The sequence below is a fragment of the Limnothrix sp. CMB-01 genome, from assembly GCF_055193175.1.
In genome coordinates, this window is record NZ_CM143720.1 from 1,047,150 (window position 1) to 1,073,997 (window position 26,848).

A 26,848-nucleotide genomic window follows, 5' to 3' on the forward strand; every position below is an offset into this window, starting at 1 on the left:
GGCCCGACAATAGGGAGCAGTTCGATCGCACATTTCCCATGGCTCTGTCCCTATGGCTTTGATTGATCCGGCTCCGTTGTTGGCCTTTTCGGAAGCAGCAAAAGTTTTTCGAGGTGATGAAAAAGGCGAGGCCCAAACCTTTTTGAATCGCTTTTTTGCGGCCTTTGGCTATGCGGACGCGATCGCGGCGGGGGCGGTGTTTGAAACGCGGGTGGCCAAGGGCAGCGCCAGCGGCCACACAGGCTTTGCGGATTTGGTGTGGCGATCGAGCGACAAGCCGCCCCGGCCGGGGGTGCTGTTTGAAATGAAAAAGCGCGGCGAATCCCTGGAAAAGCATCGCCGCCAAGCCTTCACCTATTGGGAGCGCCTGGTTCCAAACCGGCCGCGCTACGTGGTGTTGTGCAATTTCGATTGGTTTTGGATTTACGATTTCGATACGCAAATTGATGAGCCGGTCGATCGAATTGCTTTGGCAGATCTCAGCCAGCGATCGAGTGCATTTGCGTTCATGAAGCCGGGTGAGACAAAGCCGGTTTTTAACAACAATCAACAGGAAATTACCCAAGAAGCTGCCATGCGAATGGGGCAGCTTTATCGAGACTTGGAGAAGCGACTTTGCACAAAATCTGGAAGTTTTAAACCGATTGATATTCAGCGGTTTGTGTTGCAGTGCGTTTTGGCAATGTTCGCGGAAGATCGGGGGCTGTTGCCGTCGGATTTGTTTACGCGCTGCGTTTTGGACTGTTTAGAAGGTGAGAGTTCTTATGAACTTTTCGGTGCGCTATTTGATGAAATGAATCGGAATCATATAGCTCCTGCGGGTCGGTTTCAGGGGGTGGGCTATTTCAACGGTGGTTTGTTTGCCAAGGTGTTGCCGATCGAGCTGAACTCGAAGGAGCTAGAAATTCTGAAGGTTGCGGCCCAAGAGGATTGGAGCCAGATTCGACCGGCGATTTTTGGCAGCATTTTTGAGGGCACGGCGAATGGTGATGAGCGGCGTGCCCATGGAATGCATTTCACGTCAGAAATTGACATTATGAAAATCGTGCGGCCGACGATTTCGCACTATTGGGAAGCGAAAATTGAAGCAGCTAAAACGGTGAACGATTTTGAGAAATTGCACCAGGAATTAATCGAGTATCGGGTGCTTGATCCGGCTTGTGGGTCGGGAAATTTTCTCTATGTGGCCTATCAGGAAATGAAGGATCTGGAGAAGGTGATTCTCGATCGCATCTGTGATCTGAAGCAGTCGGTGCAAATACCGCTGAGGTCGGTGAGTCCGCTGCAATTTTTTGGGATTGATATTAATTCGTTTGCGGTGCAGTTGGCGCAGGTGACGATGACGATCGCCCGAAAAGTAGCAATCGATCGACTCCAAATCAAGGAAGAAGCCCTGCCTTTGGACACATTGGATCAAAATATTGTGCGCCAAGATGCGCTGTTTAATTCCTGGCCCCAAGCGGATGCCATCATTGGCAACCCACCCTTTTTAGGTGGCTCTCGCATTCGCTTGGAACTGGGAGATCGATATGCAGAGCGTGTATTTAAGCAATTTTCTGATATTCGCGCCCAAGTAGATTTTGCAAGTTATTGGTTTCGCCTTGCACACAATCACCTATCGTCAAGTGGTCGGGCCGGTTTGGTGGCAACTAATTCAATTGCACAGGGAAAAAGTCGATCTGTTTCTCTAGACTATATTACTCAGAATGGCGGCTTTATTTACAATGCAATCTCTAGTCAGCCTTGGTCAGGTGAAGCTGCCGTTTATGTCAGCATCATTAATTGGGCTAAACAAAGGATGAGTTCATGCTCGCTTGATGAAAAATCTGTGAATTTTATTAATTCATCCCTTCAAGAGAACTCGGATATTTCATCTACTCTGAGACTGAGAGCTAATCTTTCCTATGGCTTTGTTGGTGTACAACCCAATGGAAAGGGATTTTATATCTCTCCTGAATTGGCTCGTCAGTGGATAACCTCTTCTAAAAAAAATTCTGAAGTTCTCAAATGTTCAGTTTCTGCCATGGATTTAACTGATCGTCCAAATGGAAAATCAGAGCGCTGGATTATTGACTTCTCAGATCTTCCGCTAGAAAACGTGAGTCAATACTTGGAGCCATTTCAGCATGTAAAAAAGTTAGTCAAACCCGAGAGAGATACCAATCGAGAGTTAATCCTAAAAGAAAAGTGGTGGAGATTCAAAAGGACGAATCAATCTCTCAGAACAGCAATTTCTCACACTCCATACTACTTTGCAGTTCCAAGACACTCAAAATGGTTTATTTTTATTCCGATTAATAGCAATGTATTGCCAGCAGACTCCACTACAATTATCGCTTCAGATGATTTTTATGTGTTGGGAATTTTGACTTCGGATATACACCGGCAGTGGGTCAAGGCACAAGCTTCAACCCTCAAAGGCGATACGCGCTACACCCACAACACCTGCTTTGAAACCTTTCCATTTCCCCAAAAACCGAGCCAAAAAATCATCAACGACATTCGGCAAATTGCCCAGGATTTGCACGATTACCGCACCCAAATCATGGAACAACGCCAATGGGGCATCACCCAACTCTATAACGGCTATTTCCACGAACCCGCCAGCGGCCTCGCCAAACTCCACGCCAAACTTGATAAGGCGGTGCTGAAAGCCTACGGATTCAAAGCCAGCGACGACATTTTGGAAAAACTGTTGGCGCTGAATTTGGAATTAGCAGAAAAAGAACAACAAGGTGAAGCGATCGTCGGGCCCTGGGCGCTCGATCGACCCCCAGGCGATCGGTCGAATTAACAACCAAAGCCAAACCGTCTCTTAGCTTTGTTGGGCAATCCAATCGAGACAACATTGGCGGAAATGATCGCCCCGAACTTCAAAATTCGGGAACTGGTCAAAGCTGGCACAGGCAGGCGACAACAAGACGATCGGGGCCTCGTGTGCTTTGGCCAACTCGGCGGCCCGGGGCACTGCCCGATCGAGCGTTTCCACAATTTCCGTGGCCCCATAACCAGCCGCTTGCAGATTGGCTTGGAAGGTTTCGGCCGCACTGCCAATTAGCAAAACGGCGGCGGCTCGGGACTGAATGGCCGAAATCCAGGCGCGATCGTCCCCTTCTTTGGCCTCGCCGCCCGCAATTAGGATCGCCGGTTGGGCCACCGCCTTCAGCCCCACTTCGGCCGCATCGTAATTGGTGGCTTTGCTGTCGTTGATGAAGTCGATGCCTTGCCAACTGCCCACCCGCTCCAGACGATGGGGCACGCCGGGAAAATCGCGCACCGCCTGGGCAATGGTTTCCGGGGCAATACCCGCATAGTGGGCCGCAGCCACGGCCATCAGCAGGTTTTGTTGGTTGTGGCGGCCGGTCATGGCCAGGGCGCTCACGGGCACGATCGCTTGGCCAGCCACCACGGCCCAACCGTCTTCGACCCAAGCCCCCCGATCGGGGTTGGCGGGCAACTGGTCACGCCCGGCCACACTCGTCCAAATGGCGTTGGGATAGGGGGCGATCGCCTGGGCCCGCAGGGCCGGATCATCACCGTTCAAAATTTGCAGAGCCGCTCGATCGATCAGGCTGGCTTTGATGTTGAAGTAGTTGTCTAGGCTGTAGTGGCGAGCCAGATGGTCGGGGGTGAAGGTGGTCCAAATGCCGATTTTGGGGGCCAGGTTTTGGGAGGACTCAATTTGGTAGCTGCTGACTTCAGCAATCACCCAACCGATCGGGTCGGCTTCCGGCAGGGCCAAGCCACAGGCAGCGGCTCCAATGTTGCCGCAGGCGGGCGCTTTTCGGCCGGCCGCTTGGAAGATGGCGGCCGTGAGGGCGGTGGTGGTGGTTTTGCCGTTAGTGCCGGTGATGGCCACCCAAGGGATCTGTTGCAGGTTGCGCCAAGCCAACTCCATTTCCCCGATCGTGTCGATGCCGAGCGCCCGGGCCCGGGCCACGCCGGGGCTATCCCAAGGTACGCCGGGACTGACCACCACTAAATCCGGTCGCGGCTCGATCGAGTCGGGGTTGAAGGTGTCGCCCAATCGGACTTGGATGCCCAACTGGGTGAGTGTGGCTTCGATCGGGGCCAGGCGATCGCCCGTTCCCCGATCGCTCACGGTCACCTGCCAGCCCTGGGCCGCCAACAGTTGCGCCGCCGCCACTCCAGATTTACCCAATCCCACAATCCAAGCCGTTTGCACGCTCAAGGCTCCCGTTTTGTCTCTGAACTTTTGTTTCTGAACTGTTGTTTTTGAATCAGACTCTTTTTAGCGCTGCCGTTCCCGTTCCAAGGCATCGATCGCGTCGCCCAGGGCCGTGGTCAAATCCCGTCGAGTGCGATCGTGGGCTTCCCGTTCTGCCTGGAGCTGCCGTACCAGTTGTGCCAGTTGCTCGCGCAGTTGCCGACATTCAATTTGAGCCTCGGCCAGGGTGGCCGGAGTGCTGGCGGGCAGGGCGGCCCCGGCGCTGGCGGCCTCTCCCAGCGGTTCCCACCCGTCCAGCACTGCATCGGGATTGCCCCGCAGCCGATCGACTTCCCCTTGCAGCCGGGTCTGTTGTTGCTGAAACTGTTCCCGATCGGCTCGGCGTTGTTGGGCTTCCGTGGTGTAACGGGCTTGCCAAGCGTCGGCGGCCTGGTAGGCCGCATCCCGATCGCGTTTCAGGTCGGTCACCTGTTGTTTGAGGGTTTGAATTTCCCCAATCCATTGGGTGACCTGTTCGTGGGACAGGGGCCCTGCCCCATTCAGCCCTTGGTTGCTCATGGCCGATCTCCGAATGGTTGCCAACTGCTTGCGGACAATTGCTAATTTTTCAGCAACTAATTTCTTAGCCACTAATTTTTCAGCAACTAGTTTCTCAGCAACTAATTTCTCAGCAACAGGTAGTAGAGCCGGCCGCGCGACCCGGTGACCCCGGCTCGATTCCCGGCGATCGGGCCCGTGCCCATGAAGTAGTCGGCTCGGCCGGGGCCAATCATGGCGCTGCCGGTGTCTTGATCCAACACAAACCGGCTGACGTTGCGATTCACCACTTGCCCGTCCGCGCTGGCATAGGGCAGCGTTGCGTTGACCAAAGCCAAGGCTCCGGGGGGCATCAGGGAGCGATCGGTGGCGATCGAGCGATCGGGCGTAACGGGCACACCCAAGGTTCCCGTGGCTGGTGCGCCAAAGGTTTCCCGGAAGAAGATAAACCGCGTATTGCGGGGCAAGTAGTTATCCAATTCCTGGGGATTTTGGCGGAAATAGCGAATCATTACCGGCAGGGTCAACCCTTCAAAGGGCAGCTTGCCATCTTTGGCCAGCTCGCGGCCCACGCTGGTGTAGCCATAGCCGTTGTGGTTGGCATAGCCGACGGTGATCACATTCCCATCGGGCAATTGCAGTCGGGCCGAACCTTGGATATGCACCAAAAAGGCTTCTAGGCGATCGCTCAACCAAGCAATTTCCTGACCGCGCAGGGGGCTGTTGGTGCCTTGGCCGTCTTTTCCTTCCAAGACTTCGCGGGTGGGCATGGGGGTGCGCCAACTGGCCAAGTCGGCCGGCTCCCGATAAATCGGATAGCGATAGGTGGCGGAGGGGGTGCGGCTGGCGCGATAAATCGGTTCGTAATAGCCCGTGAAGAAAACATCACCGTTGCCATCCCGCCCGATCGATTGGTAGAGCGTAAATTCCCGATCGACCAAGGTGGCCAACTCGCGGGCCGATCGCGCCTGGGTCACCAGTTGCCGAAACCGCCGCACACTCCGCAACACCCGATCGCGCGTGATGCCAGCGACGGGATAGTTTTGGTAAGCCGTGGCGGCCGCTGGCGATTGCAAATAGCGCAAGCTGTGGTCGATCGATTGCAACAGGTTACGGCGATCGCCTGATTGGCCGAACAGTTGCTCATCTAAACCCAACAGACCCGCAATCGATCGCGCCTGTACCGGCCGCAGGGGAATCCGCTGTTCCGCTGGCGAAAGGGGGGTTTCTCCCTGGTGCAGAGGCGGCGGAGTAGACCGCTGGGCCAAGGCCGGAGAGCCGCTGAAGGTGGAGCCGCTCAACGCCACAGAACCCAAAAGAGAACTCAGACTAAAAACCGCCCCCCAGTAACCAAACTTAGGAGCGGCATGATGGCCAGAACGGCGATTAGTGGCCAGGTGATCGAACTTAGCCCTTAGCTCAGATTGATCGGATTGATCGGAGCGATGGCGGAAGCGATGGCACAGAAGATCTTTCAGGGAATCTTTCAGACTCATGGGGGTGGTTGGGGTGAAGCGGTGAGGAGCAATCGCGATCCCCGATCAGCATGGGGCGACAGCGATCGGCTCAGAGGCGATCGGGTTGGGGATCGACGGACTATTGCTATCAGACTGGCGGGTGATCGCGCAAGCCCCGATCGGGGAATTGCTTCCTTGATCGCCCCATTGCATCGCCACACCAGTTTTGAGACCAATGGCCAACCACCGTTCAACCCCGATCGCCCCTGAAGCGACTGCTTAAGAACTCCTAGTCGATCGAAGAGACCCACAAAGGAGCAGCTTTGGCATCCCAGGCATCCTTAAAACGATCGATCAATGCTGGAGTTAAACACCGGTTCCACCCGGATACCTAACACCTGCGATGGCCGCACCACCATATATTCACCCTGGAGATTTTGGATCGGCACGCTAATGAAGGCCGAAGAGTCCTGCTTCGGAACCAAGTCCGTGCTGTACCACTTTTGGAAGTCTTGAATCGTGCGGAAGCGAACTTCCTCGCGGTGACCGCCCGCCAACAGGATATGCACCGCAAACTCATCAGGTGTTCTCGGCATCGGCCCGGGATCCTTATAACAACAACAACTGCTGCCGCAGCAAACTACCCATCAACACACTCATCAACATTCGTTCCAAGGCAGCTTGGTTGCCAGCGGCGATCGCCCCAAACAACCAGTGACCCGCAATTAGCCACCTTAATCTTGGCCACCTTAATCATGGAGCTTGCCCAGACTTTACCAAAAAAATGGGTTTAAAGCCCCGCCCTTGTGGAGCGGCTGATCGATCGGGGCGGGCAAAGCATCGGCCGGGATATCCATAAAGCAGCCTGACTCGATCGATTAGTCAAGTTGTGAAATCTGTGAAATCTTAGATTGTGAGAGCTAATCAAGATAATCAAAACTCGTTTTCAATGAAAAAATCATAAAGAGAAGCTTATGAAGACAATTTAGTTTTTGTTATCCCCAAGCTGATCAAGCATCTAGACTTTTTATGAAAGAACCTTTAGCATGTCTGAAGTTGCTAAAGCGGGAAGGCGCTTGACAAGCGGGATTCAGCCCCTATCATCAAGCTCCGATTTAAATTTCCTTGGCTCTTAGCGATCAGCTTTTTCACAACTCATGACAAATTTAGCGACCCCCCGATCGCCCGGTTTGTCGTGCTCAACTTTCACTTAAGGTTGCTAGCGCCATGTCTGATGAGTTCGGATTTTCGCGTCGTCGCTTTCTATTGACCGCTGGAGCCTCCGCCGCAGGCTCCATTCTTTTAAAAGGATGTTTGGGAAATCCCCCAGAACCCGGTGGAACCGCCGCCAGTCCCGCCGGAGGATCGCCCGCCAGCACCGGTAGCCCCGCAGCCCTGACCCCGGAAACCACCCCGGAAGTCACCAAAGCCAAACTCAGCTACCTCCCGATCGCGGAATCTGCACCGCTGATCATTGCCAAGGAAAAAGGCTTCTTTGCCAAGTACGGCATGACCGAAGTGGAGGTGTCCAAGCAAGCCAACTGGGCCGCCGCTCGCGACAACATTGTGATCGGTTCCAAGGCCGGTGGTGTTGATGGTGGCCAATGGCAAATGCCCATGCCCCACTTGATCACCGAGGGCATCATCACCAACGGTAAGAAAACCCCCATGTACGTGTTGGCACAACTGGTGACCAATGCTAACGGGATTGCCGTTTCTGGCAAAAATGCCGGCAAAGGATTGGGCTTGGATCTCAAAGGTGCTCAAGCCTACATCAAGGGCTACGCCGCACAAAATGGGCGTAAATTCAAAGCCGCCTTCACCTTCCCCGCTGCTAATCAAGATTTCTGGATTCGCTACTGGTTTGCAGCCGGTGGAATTGACCCCAACAAAGACATCGACCTGCTGGCTGTTCCCCCGCCAGAAACCGTACAAGGGATGCGGATCGGGACGATGGATGCCTTCAGTACCGGTGACCCCTGGCCCTATCGAATTGTCAACGACAAGATTGGGTTTATGTCTTGTTTGGTCACCGAAATGTGGCCCTACCATCCCGAAGAATATTTCGCGATGCGGGCAGATTGGGTGGATGCCAACCCCAAGGCCACCAAGGCATTGCTGAAGGGAATCATGGAAGCCCAGCAATGGTGCGACAAGCCCGAAAACCGCGCAGAATTGGTGAAAATTGTTTCCGGTCGGAACTATTTCAACATTCCTGCCAACATTCTGGAGCCGCCTTTCTCAGGCAAATATGCCATGGGAGATGGCAAACCCGACATCAACGATTTCAACAAGGGCCCGCTCTATTGGAAAGACCCGATCGGGAGTGTTTCCTATCCCTACAAGAGCCATGATCTTTGGTTCCTAACGGAAACGATTCGTTGGGGCTTCCACAAGGATTACGGTTTCACGGTTGCCAAGGCTAAGGATTTGGTTGAGCGGGTCAATCGCGACAACATTTGGCTGGAAGCTGCTAAGGAAGCTGGGATCACCGATGTGCCCAGCAGCCCGTCCCGTGGGGTAGAAACCTTCTTCGACGGCATCAAGTTTGATCCTGAAAAGCCCGAAGATTACCTCAAGAGCTTGGCCATTAAAGCTTAGGAATTCGCTTCCAAGGAACCAACTCCTTCAGGACGACTCACACACCCAATTGGTTGAATTCTGCTTCATTCAACTTCTTTCTTTGACCTTCGAGAGAACATCACCATGGCACCTTCTGTATCTCGATCGAACGGCATTTCCAAGCCCTCCGCCTTTGACCAATGGCTGAAGAAAAATGGCAGCACAATCCTATTACCCGCGATCGGGATTTTGGGATTCCTGGCAATTTGGCAACTGATTGCTTGGTCGGGTGTGACCCGGTTGCCCGGCCCCCTGAGCGTGTTTACCGACGAGCGCACCCGCACCCTGCTGCTCTATCCCTTCTACGATCGCGGCGGGTTGGATAAGGGTCTGTTTTGGCAAACGATGGCGAGCCTGGTGCGCGTGGCCCAGGGCTATGCGATCGCCTCGGTCGTGGGCATTTCATTGGGGATTTTAGTGGGGCTTTCACCGGCCATTGATAAGGCGCTGGATCCGGTTTTTCAGTTCTTGCGGATGATTGCACCGCTGGCGTGGGTGCCGATCGCCCTGGTGACGTTCCAACAACCGGAAATCTCTGCAATCTTCGTGATTTTTGTGACCGCTGTTTGGCCGATTTTGATTAACACCACGGTGGGTGTGAAGCAAATTCCCCAGGACTACATCAACGTCAAACAGGTGTTGCAACTGAAGCAAAAAACCTTCTTCTTCAAGATTCTGTTCCCCTCGGCCCTGCCCTACATTTTCACAGGTTTGCGGATTGCGATCGGTCTGTCTTGGTTGGCAATTATCGCCGCTGAAATCGTGATTGGCGGCACGTTGGGCATCGGCTTCTTCATCTGGGATGCCTATCAGCAAAACTACGTCAGCGAAATCATTTTGGGCGTGGTTTACATCGGAGCTGTGGGCTTGATTCTCGATCGCGCTGTTGCCTACATCCAAACCCTGATCCTGCCGGAATAAATCGGTAAATCGCCAGTTTCCAAGGGCGCAAGCGTTGCGCCCCTAACTATTCCCTCCGCTGGTTTTTAGAGGATTGCCCCATGAGTGCATTCGTTGCGATCGAGAATCTCGAAAAAGTCTTTCCCCTCAACCAAGGTGAATATCTCGCCCTCAAGGGCATTGACCTAACCATCAAAAAGGGTGAATTCGTTTCCCTGATTGGTCACTCCGGCTGCGGCAAATCCACCCTCTTAAACATGATTTCTGGGTTGGATTTCCCGACCGATGGCCTCGTCACCCTGGAAGGGCAACGGATTAAAAAACCCGGGCCCGATCGGATGGTGGTGTTCCAAAACTATTCACTGCTGCCCTGGTTGACCGCCCGCGAAAACATTGCGCTTGCTGTCGATGAAGTGATGGGTGATTTGCCCAAGGCCGAGCGCGATGCGATGGTGCAAACCCACATTGATATGGTGGGTTTGAAACAAGCCGCCGAAAAGCGCCCTGGTCAACTGTCCGGCGGGATGAAACAACGGGTGGCGATCGCCCGCGCCTTGGCCCTCAAACCCAAGCTGTTGCTGTTGGATGAACCCTTTGGTGCGCTTGATGCCTTGACTCGCGGGAATTTGCAAGAAAAGCTGATGCAAATTTGCGAGGAAAACCAAGTCACCGCCGTGATGGTGACCCACGACGTGGATGAGGCGGTGTTGTTGAGCGATCGAATCGTGATGCTCACCAACGGCCCCGGCTCCAAAATTGGGCAAATCTTGGAAGTGGATATTCCCCGCCCCCGCAAGCGGATGGAAGTGGTGGAACACCCCAGCTACTACAAGCTGCGATCGGAAATGATCTACTTCCTGAACCAACAGAAACGGGTGAAGAAAATCCGTGCCCGCAAGGTGGAAGTGGTCGCCAAACATGGCTTGGAAAAAGTCAATTTGGAAATCGGCTTTGTGCCCCTCACCGCCTGCGCTCCCTTGGCAGTAGCCAAAGAAAAGGGCTTCTTTGAAAAATACGGCCTTGATGAAGTCAACCTGGTGCGGGAAACCAGTTGGCGCGGCATCGTAGACGGGATTGCCGGTGGCTACATCGACGCAGCCCAAATGCCCTCGGGGATGCCAATTTGGTTAACCGTTGGTGGTCATGAGGATCGCCCCTTGCCCACGGTCACGTCCCTGACCATGAGCCGCAACGGAAACGCCGTCACTCTTTCCAAAAAGCTGTTTGATGCAGGTGTTCAAACGGCCGCCGACTTCAAAAAGCTGCTGCGGGAAACGCCGGGTAAATCCCACATTTTGGGGATGGTTCACCCCTCTTCCATGCACAATTTGCTGCTGCGCTATTGGCTGGCAGCCAACGAAATTGATCCCGATCATGATGTGCATTTGGAAACAATTCCGCCGGCCCAAATGGTGGTGGATTTGAAAGCGGGCAGCATTGACGGCTATTGCGTCGGTTCGCCTTGGAACCTGCGGGCCGCCATGGAAGGCGTGGGCGTGACGATCGCCACCGATCTGGAAATCTGGCAAGGACACCCCGGCAAAGTCCTGGGCGTGCGCGAAGACTGGGCCAACGCCTACCCCAACACCCACGTGGCCCTGGTGAAGGCGCTGCTGGATGCCTGCCGCTACTGCTCCGACCCGGCGAACCACTTGGAAGTCCGCAAAATCCTGAGCGATCGCGCCTATGTGGGCACTCGCGAGGAATATATCCACCTGGGTGATCCGAAGGAGCTGACCTGCGACTTGGGCAACCCGATCGAATATGCCCACCACTGGTTCTATGGCGAAGGGGCCAACCGTCCCAGCCGCACGGAGCACCTGTGGATGATGGCGCAGATGGCACGCTGGGGCGATGTGCCCTTCCCGCGCAACTGGCTGGAAGTGCTGGAGCGGGTGGTGCGCCCAACCACCTACAGCATCGCGGCTCGGGAGCTGGGCTTGCTGGATGAGAAGTTCCGGCGCGGGGCGATCGAACTGTTTGATGGTTCGGCCTTCGACGCGGAAGACCCGATTAGCTACCTGAACAGCCTGGCGATTAAGGCCAATATCTCGATCGCCGAAGTTCACCTCGATCCGCCACGAATCTTGGCTGCGTAAATCCCGGAGAGGGCGCACCGCTGTGCGCCCCTACGAACCCACATCGCTTCAGTTTGCAATCCGAATTAACCGATTTGTCGGAGGTGTTTAGGATGTCGATCGCCACCAACAGCGCTCAAAAAGTTGCGCCGCTTCAGTCTTCCGGCACGCCCTTTCTAGAGTTCAAAGGGGTTAACAAAACCTACCCCACCGGTAAAGGCCCCTATGTCGTTTTGGATGGGGTGAACCTCACCGTTAATGAGGGCGAATTTATTTGCGTAATCGGTCACTCCGGTTGCGGTAAATCGACCCTGTTGAGCATGGTTTCTGGGTTTGCCCAGCCCACCCACGGCACGGTGCGCCTCAAGGGTCAAGACATCAAAAAGCCCGGGCCCGATCGAATGGTGGTGTTCCAAAACTACGCCCTATTGCCCTGGTTGACGGTGTTTGAAAACGTCTATCTAGCGATCGATGCGGTGTTTCCCGAAAAACCTGAACGGGAAAAGCGCGCTATGGCTCGCGACAACCTGGCCATGGTGGGTCTCAGCGAAGCCATGGAAAAGAAGCCACCGCAAATTTCCGGGGGTATGAAGCAGCGGGTTTCGATCGCCCGCGCCCTTTCTATTCAACCGGAAGTGTTGATTCTCGATGAACCCTTTGGTGCGCTGGATGCGATCACCAAGGAAGAACTCCAAGAAGAATTGCTGAAAATTTGGAGTGGTCGCCGCTGCACGGTGTTGATGATCACCCACGACATTGATGAGGCACTCTTCTTGGCCGATAAGTTGGTGATGATGACCAACGGCCCTTCCGCAAAAATCGGGGAAGTGATGGAAATTCCGTTCGATCGCCCGCGCGATCGTGACCTAATCATGGAAGATCCGCGCTACTACGATCTGCGGAACTACGCCCTCGATTACCTGTTCAATCGTTACGCCCACGACGACGAATAGGCGCGACAATTTTTCAGTTTTCTCCTCAGCAACTTTGCTTCTTCCCCGTTTGCCCCACCAGGCGATCGGGGATTTTTATTGCTGATTAAGTTCACAAGGGAGAATTCAGCAATTTTTACGAAAAATGTTGGCACTTAGCTTCCATTAGCAGTCCACTCAACAGGAATCAATGCATTGCCATTGCGCCAACGTTCCACAACAGCTTCTTGGTACCAATCTTCTGACAGGTCAGCATGTTCAGTAATAATGACTTGAAAGCCGGGGTGAAGTTCACGAACAACGTCACGGATCAGTTCGAACATTCGAGTAACTGCTGCTCGCTCTGCATCTTCAAGATTTTCCAGAGAGCTTACAATTGCTCGATCCCTCGGATAATACACTTGCGATGGTTGATCCAGGAATAAAAAATGGGGAACAGGTCTTGATTGCTGTATAAACCATTTGTGTAAAGCCAAATGAGCTATTAGGTGACAGCCTAGCCAGTTGGAACCGCTTCCCATACGATGCATAGGAACAATTTCGTCACTCGTGTCGGTTACAATTTGCAGATATCTAAGATCTAATCGAAATGGGTTGCCTTGATACTCAAGATGAAGTCTGTTCGACCATTCAGTTAGATCTCTGGAGATAAGAGAAAGAATATGGTTAAGATTTTCTTGAATATTTTCATCACTCAAGCTTGTATTTAGCTGGTCAATTTCACCTTGTAGCTGAGTGATTTCAGAGCGCAGCTCTGAATTGTCAGAAATTTGTGGCAAATTTTCAAGAAACAAGCTGATGCGCCCAATAACATAAGCTCTTCGCACAGAGTCATCACGTAGTTGGTTTAGTTGTTCGTCAATTCGCTGTAAAGCCTCACGTGCTATTCGATTCTCGTGTAAACGTTGCTTGGTTATATTAATTTGTTCCTCTTGCCGAAGGATAAGTGCTTCCAAGCCTGGCGTTTGTCTAGCCACACCTTCTAATTGCTCTGATACTCGGTTAATTTCTCGTTGCAGTAAGTCAGGTGAAGGAAGCTGGTTAGTTGGTTGATCACAAAGTGGGCAATGAGGCTCAGAAAAATTTCTGAATAAATTTAAGCTTCTAAGTCGAGACAACTGCTCATGAGATTCCTGAGTAAAACCGCTTTCATTGACAAGTAACTCTCTCATGGCGTTTAATTCACCCTGCTCTCTAGCAAGCTGCTGACGCAAGGAACTACGCACCTCATTTAATCGTATTAATTCTGCCTGATCTATGCTTTCTTCGTAGCGGATTATTTGCTCCTCTGGAGAGGTGCTAATAGCTATGCGCAGTATTTCAATAGCTTCATCCCAAGACTCCGGTGCAACATTCTGATCTAATAATCCAATGTTATATGCTTCAGTTAATAAACCTGACACTTCGCTAAGTCTACCACTTGCTAATGATTCGAGGCGGGCCAAGGTACGCTCTCGATCTCGTAGAGAGGATCTCAGCTCTTTTAATCTCGCCTTGCTTGCAACAAAGTCATCTTCAACTGCACCTAAAAAATAGGGAAAATTATCTTTGATAGCCTGTGCAACCCAATTACTGTTTTGGTTATGGAATAAAAATCCTGGTTGACTAATTTCATTTTGAGGCTGAAATACAAATGCGAGTGCATGTCGAAAGGTAGTAGTTAGAGGTGGCCGGGTTTGTCCTTCGGGTGGTTCGTGGATATGAAGACGGATACCAATGATATCTTTTAGTCGCTCAACAATAGTATCAATATTAGTTCTTGCGGAAAGCTCATTTGCATTGGGAATGTTGAGTGATGATCCTACAATATAATAAGCAGATGAGCTAGCTCTTTGACCCTGCTCTGGTGCGCGTCGGGCAATAAAGTGTTCTGTATTTCCATCTGTGATTCGTAGGGCATACCAGGCAACATTATTTTGAATAGTGCCCGACGGGACAGAGCAAGAAGGGCTACCAAAACAGTAATCAACTATGCTGATTAATGCAGACTTTCCTGTCCGCTCTTCTCCAGTAATGACATTTACCTCTCCAGGTCGTAGAGATAGGACACGGCGCTCTCCTTGAGGAGAATACAAAACAATATCAAGAATCTGAATACTCAAGGCATCACTCCCCAGAAAGCCATAATAGTCAGATAGTCACCAGACGACGCAAACCATCTGCCCACAAAATTTGCTTTTTCTATACAATCTTGGACTTCATTCGAAGACTCTCTCAAAAATCGGTTGATTAATCTTGGTGATTCTCCAAGTAGGATCTGTAACGATGAGAGTTGGAGTAGTTGACCATTAATTCCAAATATTACTCCCTCTTTAGTGACAGACACCAATGAAGTTGCTCGTTCAATAAATTGAACATGCACATTTGGGTGTTCTCCAATCCATGTAGCCAGAGATTTACTGGTTTTATTAGGCAAACTTTCTCGCGTAGACTTATGTAAAATGATTGGCATAATGACAAACAATAAAGGATAAGGCATACCTTGCTGACTGATACTGTTATAGCCTTTAACACACGACCAGATCAATACTGCAAGAAATGCCGGGTTAAGTAGTCGAGCTTGTTCAATAGATCGATCAGACCAAGGTATAGAAGTCATAGAGTTTTTTGCGGTTCAAGAATTTTTTGCAATCGTTGCTTGAATTCTGGATGCCATCCCACTCTCAAATAGTCGGATAGGATGTGAAATGATCCTCGTTTGATACTTTGCTCCTTAACTTGCGGTCGAATTGGATAGTCGCAATTTTCCATCCAATTATAAATCTTTCGAGCCGCTTCTTTCTTGATTTGCTCACTTGCTTCATCTCCTAGTTCATCTGCAATACAAGCAAACTCATATTCCCATGCTTCTTGCAAGCTTCGTTCATACTTGTGAAGATCACTCGTCAAAATCAGATCTTCTCTTATCCACCGAGAACGCTGTTGAAATGCACGGTAATAGTCACGAATTGCAAAGAAAACTCTTTGTTTTCCAATGCCAGCAAGCTTCACTTGTTGAACAAATATCCATTTTTCGTATAAATCCGATTCTACTTCTACATCAAAAATATCTTCATCTATCGGAAGTGACTCATCTTTGAATTGCTCTCGCAGTTCATCCAGTACGCCCTCAATTTCATCACTAAAAATTGGCGATTCATCTGAAGAAACAAGTTGCTTAACCACTCGCCTGTACCACCAACCCTCAAGCCGGAAAAGGAATGATTCAAGGTGACTGCGTTTCACAATAAATCGAATTTCATCACGCAGAGATTTATCAATTTCCTTGATATTAGGAGCGCCAGAAAGAATTGTAATAGATCTGAGCAGAATTGCTTGCTCATGACTAGAAAGATCTTTAAATAATTTATAAGAAATCTCATTTTTTTTGGTCTCAGATGTATTTGCTGTTGCCTTCAACTTTTTGAGAGCTTCAGCCTCATTTCGATTTTCGGGTGTAAGATAGCTTGCTGATGATCCAGGACTAATCTTACTGGTAGTAATCAAATAAAGCTGGGCATCTTTAGGAATACTATTATTTGCGCGCCCCTCTATCCACACACGAAAGCTCTTCCAGAGATCAGAGCTGGAATCAGATAAGTTTGCTGCGTGATTGCAGTGATGTTTTAGTTGTAAAAGCTCAACAAGAGAATCACTAGTTTCAAAAACTACATCATCTAGTGTTTCCAGATAAACTGAGAAAGATTCGTTTTTTCTACACTTCTGAAGTGATGACCATAATGCTAAACGAAATTGATACAAATATCCAAGAACAGAGTCAGTAGCAGAGAAATTTGAGTATGAAGCCATTGCTGCCCTCTATTATCCTCAAAATATCATAAACTTAAGCTCTCTCAATTCTTCGAAAGAGCGCTCAAATTGCTCAGAACTCTCAATCGAGAAGGGAGTTAAGCCAGTCATTCACTGCTCCTTTCTCAATCGTAGCGGTGGGTGGATTTGTTAAGGAAGCATGGAGCGTCTGAGTCATCGCCGCATCATAAACTGGCGACGATCGCTCGATTTGCTCTAATTTTTGATGCCCCAAAGCCTTGAGATCATCCAAGGAAATAGCTTGTGTTGAGCTGGCTGCGGTCGGTAGTCCTTGACGCGCTCTTCGCCAGGGAAATTCCAAGTGACTCATCTCGCTCAGTCGATAAGCATGATAGCCGCCAAAATTCTCCCAAACTTCATCCAGAACTGATTGGATTTCTTCTGAAAGATGCGATAGTTTTTTTCGCTCTGGAAATGGTAGCTGCTGGGCTTCAAAGTCACTATAAAATCGATAAGCAGGTGGGCAAACGGGCCCATAGCGCCATGCTTGGATTTCTTCCGCAAAAAGCGGTTGATCGTATAAAGCTAGGTGCAAGCTCTGGGCGTAATACAGTAGCTTTTGCACCTTCATATTCGTCATATTAACTTCCAAGCCATCTTCATAGGCTCGGGCAATGAAGTATTGAGCAGCATCGAGGCAGCTAATCATGGCTTGGGTTCCCCTCTGCTTTGGTCGATCGCTAATCACTTCTCAGTCCATTCTAGAGTTCTCGACTGTTCAAAATCCAGTTCCAAATGCGGGAAAAACGCGATCGCACATGCTTCAAACGATTCAAAAGCATTAAAAAACCGCCCGAAGCTTGTTCGAGCGGGGTGTGGTGTGAGGAGTGAACGGAAACATGCGTCTCCGCTATACCTCTATTCTATACGCTGAGTTTGCCTCTCGATAAGGATTGTGGCCGATCGCCCTATAAATTGAGACGAATCGACAACCTCAGCAGGCGATCGACTATTTGCCCATGCCCAACTGTTGTGCCTTCTGGTACACCTTGCCCTCGGTCAACAGCGACGGCGCAACGGCCACCTCCACTTGCTGCATTTCCTTCAGGGTGCTGGCTCCCAACGTGCCCATGCTGGTCTTCAGTGCGCCCAACAGGTTGTGGGTTCCGTCGTCCAACTTCGCGGGGCCGATCAAGATTTCTTCCAGGGTTCCCGTCGTGCCCACCTTGATCCGCGTCCCCCGGGGCAGCACGGGGCTAGGCGTGGCCATGCCCCAGTGGAAACCACGACCCGGCGCACCGGCCGCCCGCGCGAACGGCGAGCCAATCATCACCGCATCGGCTCCGCAGGCGATGCACTTACAGATGTCGCCGCCGGTCACCAAGCCACCGTCAGCAATAATCGGCACGTATTTACCGGTCTTGGCGTGGAATTCGTCGCGAGCGGCCACGCAGTCGGCCACGGCAGTCGCTTGGGGCACACCAATGCCCAACACCCCGCGCGAGGTACAGGCCGCACCGGGGCCAATGCCCACCAACACGGCGGCGGCTCCGGCTTCCAACAGTTGCAGGGTCACTTCATAGGTGACGCAGTTGCCCAGGGCCACGGGCATCGGCATTTCTTTGCAGAATTTTGCCAAGTCCAGCGGGGTCACGCCTTCGGGGGAGACGTGGTTGGTGGAAACGACGGTGGCTTGGATAAAGAGGATGTCGGCTCCGGCTTCGGCGATCACGCTGCCGAATTTTTGGGCGGCGATCGGGGTGGCGCTGACGGCCGCGATGCCGCCGCCGGCCTTCATTTCCTGAATTCGCTTAGCAATCAAGGCTTCTTTGATCGGTTCGGCGTAGAGTTCTTGCATCAAGGGCACGAATTCATCTTTGCCGACGGAGGCAATCCGATCGAGGATCGGTTCGGGATCGTCGTAGCGGGTTTGGATCCCTTCCAGATTCAACACGCCCAATGCCCCCAACTGGGCCAGCTTGATGGCGGTTTGGACATCCACCACGCCGTCCATGGCGCTGGCAATAATCGGGATCGTGCGTTCGATGCCGCCGATCGTCCAGCGGGTATCGGTGACGTTTGGATCAACGGTGCGGCCCCCCGGCACCAGGGCGATTTCATCAATACCGTAGGCCCGGCGAGCGGTTTTGCCTCGTCCCAATTGAATGTCCACTGCGCTTGCTTGCTCCTTGGCTCGAATCGAGGTTTGCGATCGCTCATATAGATAACCCTAGAATTCGTTTTGCAGAGCGAATTCGGGGGGTGATTGAGCGGGTTGGCGAAATGTATTCCAGCTAGGGTATCAAATCTAGCAGACGGCGCGATCGCTTCTAGAATCTTGGGCGATCGATTCGCGATCGCCCCCTTGACTTTCGGAGGACTGGGCCGGGAATGGGCGGGTTGCACGGCCCCCGCAACGGTACAATTTGGGGCAGCGTTGCGGTCTGGCGCGGTTTTGCTGGCGCACGATCGCTGGTGAAATGAGGGGTTGCCCGCGTGGCTCCCTTGGTGTTGGCCGGCCCCTGGCCGACCCTGTGCTAATCCCAAAAGCCGCAGTGATGTTGTCAATTGCCCCTGTGAATTGCCCTATGGGTGCTGCTGAGTGGCCGGAAGTTTCTGCAACCAACGGAATCGCCACAGGTGCGATCGAACCGGAGCAATTACTCGATTTAGCCCAGCGGGCCGGTGCTGAAGCCGCTGAAGTTTATCAATCCCAGTCCCTATCGCGGCCGGTTTCCTTTGAAGCAAACCGCCTGAAGCAAATTGAAAGCGCCCAGGCCGCGGGCACGGCCCTGCGGCTTTGGAAAAATGGTCGGCCCGGCCTGGCGGTGGCCTATGGGCCCGTGGATGCCCAGGCCTTGGTGGAACGGGCGATCGCCCTCAGTGCGCTGAACGACCCGGAAGACATTGAACTGGCTGACAGCGCCGCCGCCGACCACTACCCAGACTTGGGCCAGGCGATCGCCGTGGAACAGTTAATTGAGTGGGGCAAAAGCGCGATCGCCCATATTCGCGATCGCCATCCCGATGTGCTCTGTTCTGCGGAGTGGGAAGCGGATATGGAAACCACCCGATTGGTGAACTCCCGCGGCCTCGACTGTGGCTACAGCGACACCACTTTGGGCTGTTACCTGTCCGCCGAGTGGGTGCGGGGCGATGACTTTTTATATGTGGCCGATGGACAAACCCAGCGCGATCAGCTCGACCCGATCGCGATCGCCCAACAGGTGGTGCAGCGGCTCGATTGGTCTCGGCAAAACGCCGCCACCCTCACCGGCCGGTTACCCGTCCTGTTCACAGCCAAAGCCGCCGACATGCTTTGGGGAACCGTCCAAGCTGCCCTCAATGGCAAGCAAGCCCTCGAAGGAGCCTCGCCTTGGGGTGGGCAAACGGGCAAGTTGGAAGGCAGCCGCCTGGGCGATCGGGTCTTGGATGGGGGAGTAACCCTGTCTCAGCAGCCCGAAGCGGGGCCCTACAGTTGCCCCTTTGATGACGAAGGCACGGCCACCCGGGCCATTGATTTTGTGAAAGACGGGGTGCTGCAAAGTTTCTACGCCGATCGCAAAACCGGCCGCCGCCTGGGCATTGGCACCACCGGCAACGGTTTCCGGCCCGGCTTGGGCAGCTATCCGGCTCCCGGCCTGTTCAACATGGTAATTACCCCCGGCCAAGATAGTTTGGAGCAACTGATTGCCAATTTGCCCTCGGGCCTGATCATTGACCAAATGTTGGGTGGCGGCGCAGGCATTTCCGGAGATTTTTCCGTGAATATTGACCTGGGCTTTTGGGTGGAGCAGGGGCAAATTGTCGGCCGAGTCAAGGACACCATGGTGGCGGGCAATGTTTATGCCGCCTTGAAACAGGTGGTGGCGCTGGGGGGAGATGCGGAATGGAACGGCTCTTGCTACACACCCTCGATCGTGGTGGATGGCCTGTCGATTACGGGGCGATCGGGCGATTAGGCGATCGGCCGCATTCTGGCCAGGCAACGGACAGGAAAGCTAACGGGCCAGCTCCCAGCAATCACCAGCCATAGGGCGATCGCCCCAAAAGCAAGGGCGCACCGAAATGCGCCCCCCCTTTCAACTATTCAGTTCATGGCATTGGGCTGATGCCGTTTGGCCATGCAGCCCCAGCGATCGGAACGGTTAGCCCACGGCCCCAGCGGTCGCCAGGGTCGATCGCAGGCTCAAGACCTGTTGCAGACGGCGGCTTTCTAGCTCCAGCACCCGGCGGGACAGCTCGCGATCCTGATCCAGTAGGTCATCAAAGCGATCGACCGGCATGGCCAAAATTCGCGTCGGCTCCGACAGGGCCACCACCGTGCCCGTTTGCTCCGAATGGGCCAGCACTTCCAGCTCATCAAGCACTTGCCCCGGATGGAACGCGGTCGGCTCCGGCTCGCCCGGTCGGGTGATTTGCGCGTCGCCTTCGATCAACACCAGCAGTTCGCGGCAGGTGTCGCCCGCCTCGACGATTTCAGCGCCGGCCCGGTAGCTGCGGACTTCCGATCGCGCCGCCACCTCCAGCAGCAATTGCCCGTTCAAATCCGCGAAGAAATCGGTATTGGCCAAGGCCGCCAATTTTTCCAGGGTCGGACAATCCACCAACAGCAGGGGCCGATCGGGGTCGGCATCCACCACCCGTTGGGCCGTGTCCGCCACGATCGGGTCAGGAGCCGCCAGCCAATCCCGCGCCAAGCTCACGGCCCGGGGCCGATCGACCCGCGCTAAGCCAAACAGGGCCACCGCCTGGGCCGTGGGCGGCATTTCCACCTCGCCCAGCAAATGGGCCAGGTCATCGGCAATGTCCGAAGCGGGCAGGTCGATCGCACAAGCGCCGCCCCCCGGTGCATTGAGCTGCTGCCAAATCTCGGGAGTCAGTCGATCGCTCCAGCGATCGTCCGGATCGGCTAGCACATCCGGCAGGGTCACGGCCGCCAAGGTGCTGAGGGTTTGGGCAAACCGCTCGGCCACCGGGTCGTTGCCCAACCGCTCCAGAATTTCCAACAGCCCGCGAATCACCAACTCCTGCTGATGGCGCACGGTCGATCGCAACACCGTCAGCAACGACGACAGGGCCGGTTGGGCCAGCAGTTGCGGTTGGTGCAAGCGGCGGAACCGATCGACCTCCACGGTCAGCCGCGCGATCAACCGATCGCCTCGCTGTTCCGCCGCCTGGACGCGATCGAGCTGAGCGATCGCCCGTTCTTCGTCACTGGCGCTAATCCCATATTCCAACCGCAGGGCCGCCAACTCCTCGGGGTTGACCGCCAAGGATTCCAGGGCACTTTGGCGCGGGCCGCCCCGATTTTCTTGCAGGGCGATCGTCCGCTCCAGAGCACGCCGATAGCCCGTCAAGCGCACCAGATTTTCCAAGCTGCGTTGGCGGTTCGGATCGAGCAGGGCCGGATCTTCCACGCCCAACTGGGCCAGAATTTCCCGGTGATCATCATCGGAAATATCCAACTCTTGACGCAGTTGCCGCAACACTTCCAAGCTGCTGGCGGTGTCGGTGAAACCTTCTTCCAAGGATTCGCGCAACACGCCTTTGTAGGCTTCCCGCCGTTGGTTTTGGGTGAAGCCGGGCAGCACCTTGGCCAGCACATACAGCTCATGGGGGTTCAGATCGTCGATCGACCGGCCCTCAAAGTATTGCGCCACATCCAACCGCATTTTCACCAACTGTTTGCGGAAGCGGTTGGCCAAGTTCTCCAACGAATAAAGCCGGGGGCTGCGGGCCCAAGCCCGTTGCAACCAAAAGGCACTGAGCAGCACGAGGGACACATCCCACAACCACTGCACCTTATAGGGCAGTTGGGTGATGATCGGCCGGCCGCCAAAGATAAAGAAGAAGTTGAACACCGCAAAGGTGCAAATCGTGAAAATTCGGTGTTGCAGCACTTCGCGGGGCAACTTGGCGCTGCCGGCCCACAGTTGCCGAATCGCCCGTTCCGCCGCCAGCCCGATCGCCACGCCCAGCACCGTAAACAGCCCCAAGGTCAGGGGCACGGCCAGCAACTTGGGAATCGCGATCGCCTGGCCCGCCAGATAGAAACCGGGCTTCAGCCATTGGCCGATCGCGTCGGTTTGCCGCGCCCAATAGCCGGACATGTAGTAATTCCAGTTCCCGGCGTAGAGGTAGTAGTAGCCAAAGTAGCCCACCACCAAACCCACATAGCCGTAGTAGAGCCAGCGGGTGGTGCGATCGGTGATGTCATCCCAATACGATCGCTCGGAGTCAATATCAATGCAGGGATTTTGGCAGGCCACACAGGCGCTGCGTTCCTTGCCTTCCGGGTCGATCGTCCGGCACATGGACTGGGTGATCGGCGTTTCGCTGGTGTGGGCCTTGCTGGCAAACAGGCCACCCGGCTCCCCATAGATCCGCTGCACCGGAGCCATCGGGCAGAAATATTGACACCAGGACTTGCCGCCGTAGAAATAGCCCACCGCAATGGCGATCGCGATCGTCCCCAACAGCCACAGACCCAGGGCCAGGCGATCGGAATTGATCACCAAAATCCGCAAGCACAGGCCCACAAACAGCCAGCCAAATTGCAAATAGGGATAGTTACGCCCCAGCCAGGAATTGGGTTTCACCTTGGCCAGTTCCGATTTCACCTTGCCGGTTTTCGGGTCGGTTTTGGTGCGTTGTCGCTGCCAACCCAAGGCCCGGGGAATTTGCGACAAAAACGACAGGGGGCAAATCCGCCGCCACAGCTCGTGGCCAAACACCAACAAAATCAAAATCCCCGCCGGAACCACAATCCCCCAAAACAGGGAAGTCCCGATCGGGTAGGGCTGCTCAGGCAAGCAGTTGCCTTGAACGGTGATGCATCGATTAGGGTCAACCCGAAACGGACTCCAGGTTTGTTCCCAGCGGGTCAAGGCGGAGGAAAAGGGGTCGTAAAACAGGGAGGCGATCGTGAGTAACCACCCGATCGTCAGCACCCAGCGAACCCGATGAAAGGTGCGTTCAGAGAAGCGAGCGAACATGAGTTTTTTGAGCGAAATAGGGGAGCAACGAAAACAAAATCAGGCCAATGAATCCTGCTATCAACGCACAGAACGAGGTGCAGGGCCAGCCCCGCACCTCAATCTTAAAAAATCGCCATTACAAGTTGGGAAGCGACGATTCCTCTGCTGGTCTCCTAACGATTGAGCCGATCGAGGGCGAGATTCAGCTTCAGCACATTCACCCCCGGCTCGCCAAACAGATTCAGGGACGGGCGATCGGTGGATTGGTCAATCAGGCTCCGCAGTTGCTCGGGAGTGACTTGGCGGACGCGGGCCACCCGATCGAGCTGGGCGATCGCGCTGGCGGGGCTGATGTGCGGATCCAAACCCGAACCGGAGCTGTAGAGCAAATCGCCCGTGGGTTCGATGCCGGCCTGTTGGAGGCGCTGTTTTTCGGTGGCGACCCGTTCCGCGAGGGCCGGGTTGGTGGGGGCCAGGTTGCTTGCGCCAGAGATGCCGGTTTTGGCCACCTGGGGATCGGTGCTGTAGGCGATCGCACTGGGGCGGGGCCAAAAGTAGCGATCGCTCGTGAAGGGCTGACCAATCAGGGCTGACCCGATTACCTGACCTTGATCATTGGTTAGCAAGCTGCCATTGGCCTGGAACGGCAGGGCCGCCCCCGCCAGCAACAAAATCACCGGGTAAATCACCGCCGTCAACAACCACAGGGCCGCCGACAGTCGCAGCGATCGCCCCATTTCGCGTAGGAAGTCCATGATCTAAAACCGCTCCGGTTGAAAAATCGCCACGAACAGATAAATCGACAGGGCAATGGTGGCCAATCCCAACAGGGCGATCGCCCCCAGTTGGCCGCTGTTCAGAGGTGCTGGGCTGGTGGCGGCGGTGGCCGGGGCGATCGCGGCGAGGGCGGCGAGCCAAGCCAGGCCCCAGCGCAGGCTCCAGCGCACCCAAGGCGTGAGGCGGTGATCGGGCGATCGATCCGGTGCTGAATGGTGCAACAGGGTTTTCATCGAAATTAAACTCCGGCTGGATAAACGCTCAAATGCTTGCTTGACCTACGGGACGGTTCCTTGGATTGCCCTCACCCCAACCCCTCTCCCAGGTCGGGAGAGGGGCAATCTTTTCTCCCCTTCGCCCTCCTTGGGAGAAGGGGCCGGGGGATGAGGGCATTAATAAAGAACTCAACCGACCCAGCGGCCGATTGCCACATCGATCGCCTTGATTGCAATGAACGGGGCGATCGTGCCACCTAGGCCGTAGACCAGAATGTTGCGCTGCAAGAGGCGATCGGCCGACAGGGGCCGGAACGCCACCCCCCGCAGGGCCAAGGGCACCAGCGCCGGGATGATCAGGGCGTTGTAGATCAAGGCGGACAGCACCGCCGAGTTGGGACTCGTCAGGCCCATCACGTTCAGGGGCCCCAGCCCGATCGAGGCGAACAGGGCCGGGATAATCGCGAAATACTTGGCCACATCGTTGGCGATCGAGAAGGTGGTCAAGGCTCCCCGGGTCATCAGCAGTTGCTTCCCGATCGTCACGATGTCGATCAGCTTCGTGGGGTCGGAGTCAAGATCGACCATGTTCGCCGCTTCCTTGGCCGCCTGGGTGCCGGAGTTCATGGCCACTCCCACGTTGGCTTGGGCTAGGGCGGGTGCGTCGTTCGTGCCGTCGCCGGTCATGGCCACCAGCTTGCCTTGGGCTTGCTCCCGTTGGATGGCGCTGATCTTGTCCTCGGGCGTGGCTTCCGCGATGAAGTCATCCACCCCCGCTTCTCGGGCAATCACTTCGGCGGTGATTCGGTTGTCGCCCGTGAGCATGACGGTGCGAATCCCCATCCGCCGCAGTTGGTCAAACCGCTCGCGAATGCCGGGTTTGATCATGTCTTTCAGATAGATCACGCCGTAGATTTGGTTGTTTTCGCAAACCGCCAAGGGTGTGCCCCCCAACCGCGACACCTGCTCGAAGGCCGCATCCAAATCGGCGGGAATCGAGCCACCGCGCGATCGAGCAAATCCCTTAATCGCGTCCACCGCGCCCTTGCGATATTCCGTGCCGTCGGGCAAATCCGTGCCGCTCATCCGGGTGCGGGCGGAAAAGTCCAGGCCCGTAGCGGCTTCCGGGGTGGGATGGGGGCGATCGCTCAGTTTTTCCGCCAGCCGGACGATCGACTTGCCCTCGGGGGTTTGGTCAAACCAACTGGCGGCCCAGGCCACACGGGCCACGGTGTCGATCGGGTGGCCGCCCACGGGAATGAACTGTTCTGCCAAGCGGTTGCCGAGGGTAATCGTGCCGGTTTTGTCCAGCAGCAGGGTGTTGATGTCGCCGCAAGCTTCCACGGCCCGGCCGGAGGTGGCGATTACGTTGAACTGGGCCACCCGATCCATCCCGGCAATCCCGATCGCACTCAACAGCCCCCCGATCGTGGTGGGGATCAAGGCCACCAACAGGGCAATCAAAATCGCAATGCTGGCGGGACTTTGCACATAGGCAGCCACGGGCGGCAAGGTGGCGATCGCCAACAAAAACACCTGGGTCAACACCGCCAACAATACCGTCAGGGCAATTTCGTTGGGGGTTTTGCGGCGCTCGGCCCCTTCCACCAGGGCAATCATTCGATCGATAAACCCCTGCCCCGGATCGGCGGTGACGCGAATCGTCAGCTCATCGGACACAATCCGCGTGCCGCCCGTGACGCTGCTGGCCGTATCCGATCCCGGTTCCTTCAGCACCGGAGCCGACTCGCCGGTAATCGCCGACTCATCCACCGAAGCCACCCCGTCCAACACTTCCCCATCGGCGGGGATCACGTCGCCCGCCGCCACCCGCACCCGATCGCCCCGTTGCAACCGAGATGCAGATATGGCCTCTTCGCTGCCATCGGGCAACAGCCGCCGGGCGATCGTGTCTGCTTTGGTGGCGCGTAGGGCATCGGCCTGGGCTTTGCCGCGACCTTCGGCGATCGCCTCGGCCAAGTTGGCAAACCAAACCGTCGCCAACAAAATCAGGGCGATCGCGCCATTCACGGCCCGGGCATTCGGATCGGCCACGGGGCCAAACAAATCCGGGGCGATCGTCACCAACAGCGTCACCACCGTGCCCAACCAGACCACGAACATCACCGGGTTATGCACCGCCTGGCGCGGGTCGAGCTTCCAAAAGGCCTGCTGAATGGCGCGGCCATATAACCCTTGGTGACTGACTTTGGGCGTGTGGCGACGTTGCGATCGGGGGCCGCCCGGAGTGCGCCGCATCTTATTTGCAAGACTGTTCATAAACAGACGGTTCCTAACAAAAGCGCTGAATGGATTAACGGCTCCACCACCCGGGGCAAGGGGCTTAAGCCCCTTGTCTTCAACGGTTTCGGGATAGTGAAATCAGGGTCTTGGGAAATAGGGAGCGACCT

General features: G+C 54.7%; 19 protein-coding genes. 6 read left to right on the forward strand and 13 right to left on the reverse strand.

The features are described from left to right. Positions 1-52 precede the first annotated feature (52 nt). On the forward strand, positions 53-2,794 hold the full coding sequence (locus ACZA91_RS04410; RefSeq protein WP_463184890.1) for a DNA methyltransferase: 2,742 nt from the start codon (positions 53-55) through the stop codon (positions 2,792-2,794). Between the two features lie 21 nt (positions 2,795-2,815). Here ACZA91_RS04410 and murD read toward each other — a convergent pair whose 3' ends face one another. The 4 genes from murD to ACZA91_RS04430 form a co-directional block, all read right to left on the reverse strand. After that, on the reverse strand, positions 2,816-4,186 hold the full coding sequence (gene murD, locus ACZA91_RS04415; protein ID WP_463184891.1) for a UDP-N-acetylmuramoyl-L-alanine--D-glutamate ligase: 1,371 nt from the start codon (positions 4,184-4,186) through the stop codon (positions 2,816-2,818). 66 nt (positions 4,187-4,252) lie between these two features. Continuing rightward, positions 4,253-4,819, reverse strand: a complete 567-nt coding sequence (locus tag ACZA91_RS04420) for a hypothetical protein (protein ID WP_463184893.1) — start codon at positions 4,817-4,819, stop codon at positions 4,253-4,255. 29 nt (positions 4,820-4,848) lie between these two features. Next, the gene (mltA, locus tag ACZA91_RS04425; RefSeq protein WP_463184895.1) at positions 4,849-6,222 is read right to left on the reverse strand and encodes a murein transglycosylase A; all 1,374 of its coding nucleotides are present in this window, start codon (positions 6,220-6,222) and stop codon (positions 4,849-4,851) included. A gap of 302 nt (positions 6,223-6,524) precedes the next feature. Beyond that, the gene (locus tag ACZA91_RS04430) at positions 6,525-6,779 is read right to left on the reverse strand and encodes a hypothetical protein (RefSeq protein ID WP_099531721.1); all 255 of its coding nucleotides are present in this window, start codon (positions 6,777-6,779) and stop codon (positions 6,525-6,527) included. Between the two features lie 631 nt (positions 6,780-7,410). On the opposite strand from ACZA91_RS04430, the gene ACZA91_RS04435 reads away from it, so the two are divergent. From ACZA91_RS04435 to ACZA91_RS04450, 4 genes are all read left to right on the forward strand, one after another. Next, entirely contained in the window at positions 7,411-8,784 is a 1,374-nt protein-coding gene (locus ACZA91_RS04435; RefSeq protein WP_463184897.1) for a CmpA/NrtA family ABC transporter substrate-binding protein, read from the forward strand. A gap of 105 nt (positions 8,785-8,889) precedes the next feature. Then, positions 8,890-9,726 (forward strand): nitrate ABC transporter permease, encoded by an 837-nt coding sequence (gene ntrB, locus ACZA91_RS04440; RefSeq protein ID WP_463184899.1) that lies wholly within the window; start codon positions 8,890-8,892, stop codon positions 9,724-9,726. Positions 9,727-9,806: 80 nt separating this feature from the next. Further along, a complete protein-coding gene (locus ACZA91_RS04445; protein ID WP_190529083.1) occupies positions 9,807-11,804 on the forward strand; it encodes an ABC transporter ATP-binding/substrate-binding protein in 1,998 nt (665 codons plus the stop codon). 92 nt (positions 11,805-11,896) lie between these two features. Then, positions 11,897-12,736 (forward strand): nitrate ABC transporter ATP-binding protein, encoded by an 840-nt coding sequence (locus ACZA91_RS04450; protein ID WP_099531717.1) that lies wholly within the window; start codon positions 11,897-11,899, stop codon positions 12,734-12,736. A gap of 134 nt (positions 12,737-12,870) precedes the next feature. On the opposite strand, the gene ACZA91_RS04455 is transcribed toward ACZA91_RS04450, so the two are convergent. The 5 genes from ACZA91_RS04455 to ACZA91_RS04475 all read right to left on the reverse strand — a co-directional run bounded on the left by ACZA91_RS04455 (position 12,871) and on the right by ACZA91_RS04475 (position 18,638). Beyond that, positions 12,871-14,817, reverse strand: coding sequence for a DUF3732 domain-containing protein (locus tag ACZA91_RS04455; protein WP_463184902.1), 1,947 nt, complete (start codon positions 14,815-14,817; stop codon positions 12,871-12,873). After that, positions 14,814-15,314, reverse strand: coding sequence for a three component ABC system middle component (locus ACZA91_RS04460; protein ID WP_463184903.1), 501 nt, complete (start codon positions 15,312-15,314; stop codon positions 14,814-14,816). The genes ACZA91_RS04455 and ACZA91_RS04460 overlap by 4 nt, the downstream gene beginning before the upstream one ends. Further along, positions 15,311-16,504, reverse strand: a complete 1,194-nt coding sequence (locus ACZA91_RS04465) for an ABC-three component system protein (RefSeq protein WP_463184905.1) — start codon at positions 16,502-16,504, stop codon at positions 15,311-15,313. Before ACZA91_RS04465 ends, ACZA91_RS04460 begins: the two co-directional genes overlap by 4 nt. Positions 16,505-16,586: 82 nt before the next feature. Continuing rightward, complete coding sequence (locus tag ACZA91_RS04470) at positions 16,587-17,174, reverse strand: Panacea domain-containing protein (protein ID WP_463184907.1); 588 nt, start codon at positions 17,172-17,174, stop codon at positions 16,587-16,589. Positions 17,175-17,474: 300 nt separating this feature from the next. After that, positions 17,475-18,638 (reverse strand): GuaB3 family IMP dehydrogenase-related protein, encoded by a 1,164-nt coding sequence (locus tag ACZA91_RS04475; protein WP_099531714.1) that lies wholly within the window; start codon positions 18,636-18,638, stop codon positions 17,475-17,477. Positions 18,639-19,053: 415 nt separating this feature from the next. Between ACZA91_RS04475 and ACZA91_RS04480 the strand changes: the two genes are divergently transcribed. Further along, positions 19,054-20,427 (forward strand): TldD/PmbA family protein, encoded by a 1,374-nt coding sequence (locus ACZA91_RS04480; protein ID WP_463184910.1) that lies wholly within the window; start codon positions 19,054-19,056, stop codon positions 20,425-20,427. Positions 20,428-20,613: 186 nt separating this feature from the next. Here the strand turns inward: ACZA91_RS04480 and ACZA91_RS04485 are convergent, their stop codons facing one another. From ACZA91_RS04485 to kdpB, 4 genes are all read right to left on the reverse strand, one after another. Next, positions 20,614-23,463, reverse strand: a complete 2,850-nt coding sequence (locus ACZA91_RS04485; protein WP_463184911.1) for a cyclic nucleotide-binding domain-containing protein — start codon at positions 23,461-23,463, stop codon at positions 20,614-20,616. 155 nt (positions 23,464-23,618) lie between these two features. After that, complete coding sequence (kdpC, locus tag ACZA91_RS04490; protein ID WP_463184913.1) at positions 23,619-24,200, reverse strand: K(+)-transporting ATPase subunit C; 582 nt, start codon at positions 24,198-24,200, stop codon at positions 23,619-23,621. Between the two features lie 3 nt (positions 24,201-24,203). After that, positions 24,204-24,455 (reverse strand): K(+)-transporting ATPase subunit F, encoded by a 252-nt coding sequence (gene kdpF / locus ACZA91_RS04495; protein WP_463184914.1) that lies wholly within the window; start codon positions 24,453-24,455, stop codon positions 24,204-24,206. A 171-nt stretch (positions 24,456-24,626) separates the two neighbouring features. Next, positions 24,627-26,717: a potassium-transporting ATPase subunit KdpB gene (gene kdpB / locus ACZA91_RS04500; protein WP_463184916.1), complete on the reverse strand. Its 2,091-nt coding sequence runs from the start codon at positions 26,715-26,717 to the stop codon at positions 24,627-24,629. Positions 26,718-26,848: the final 131 nt, after the last annotated feature.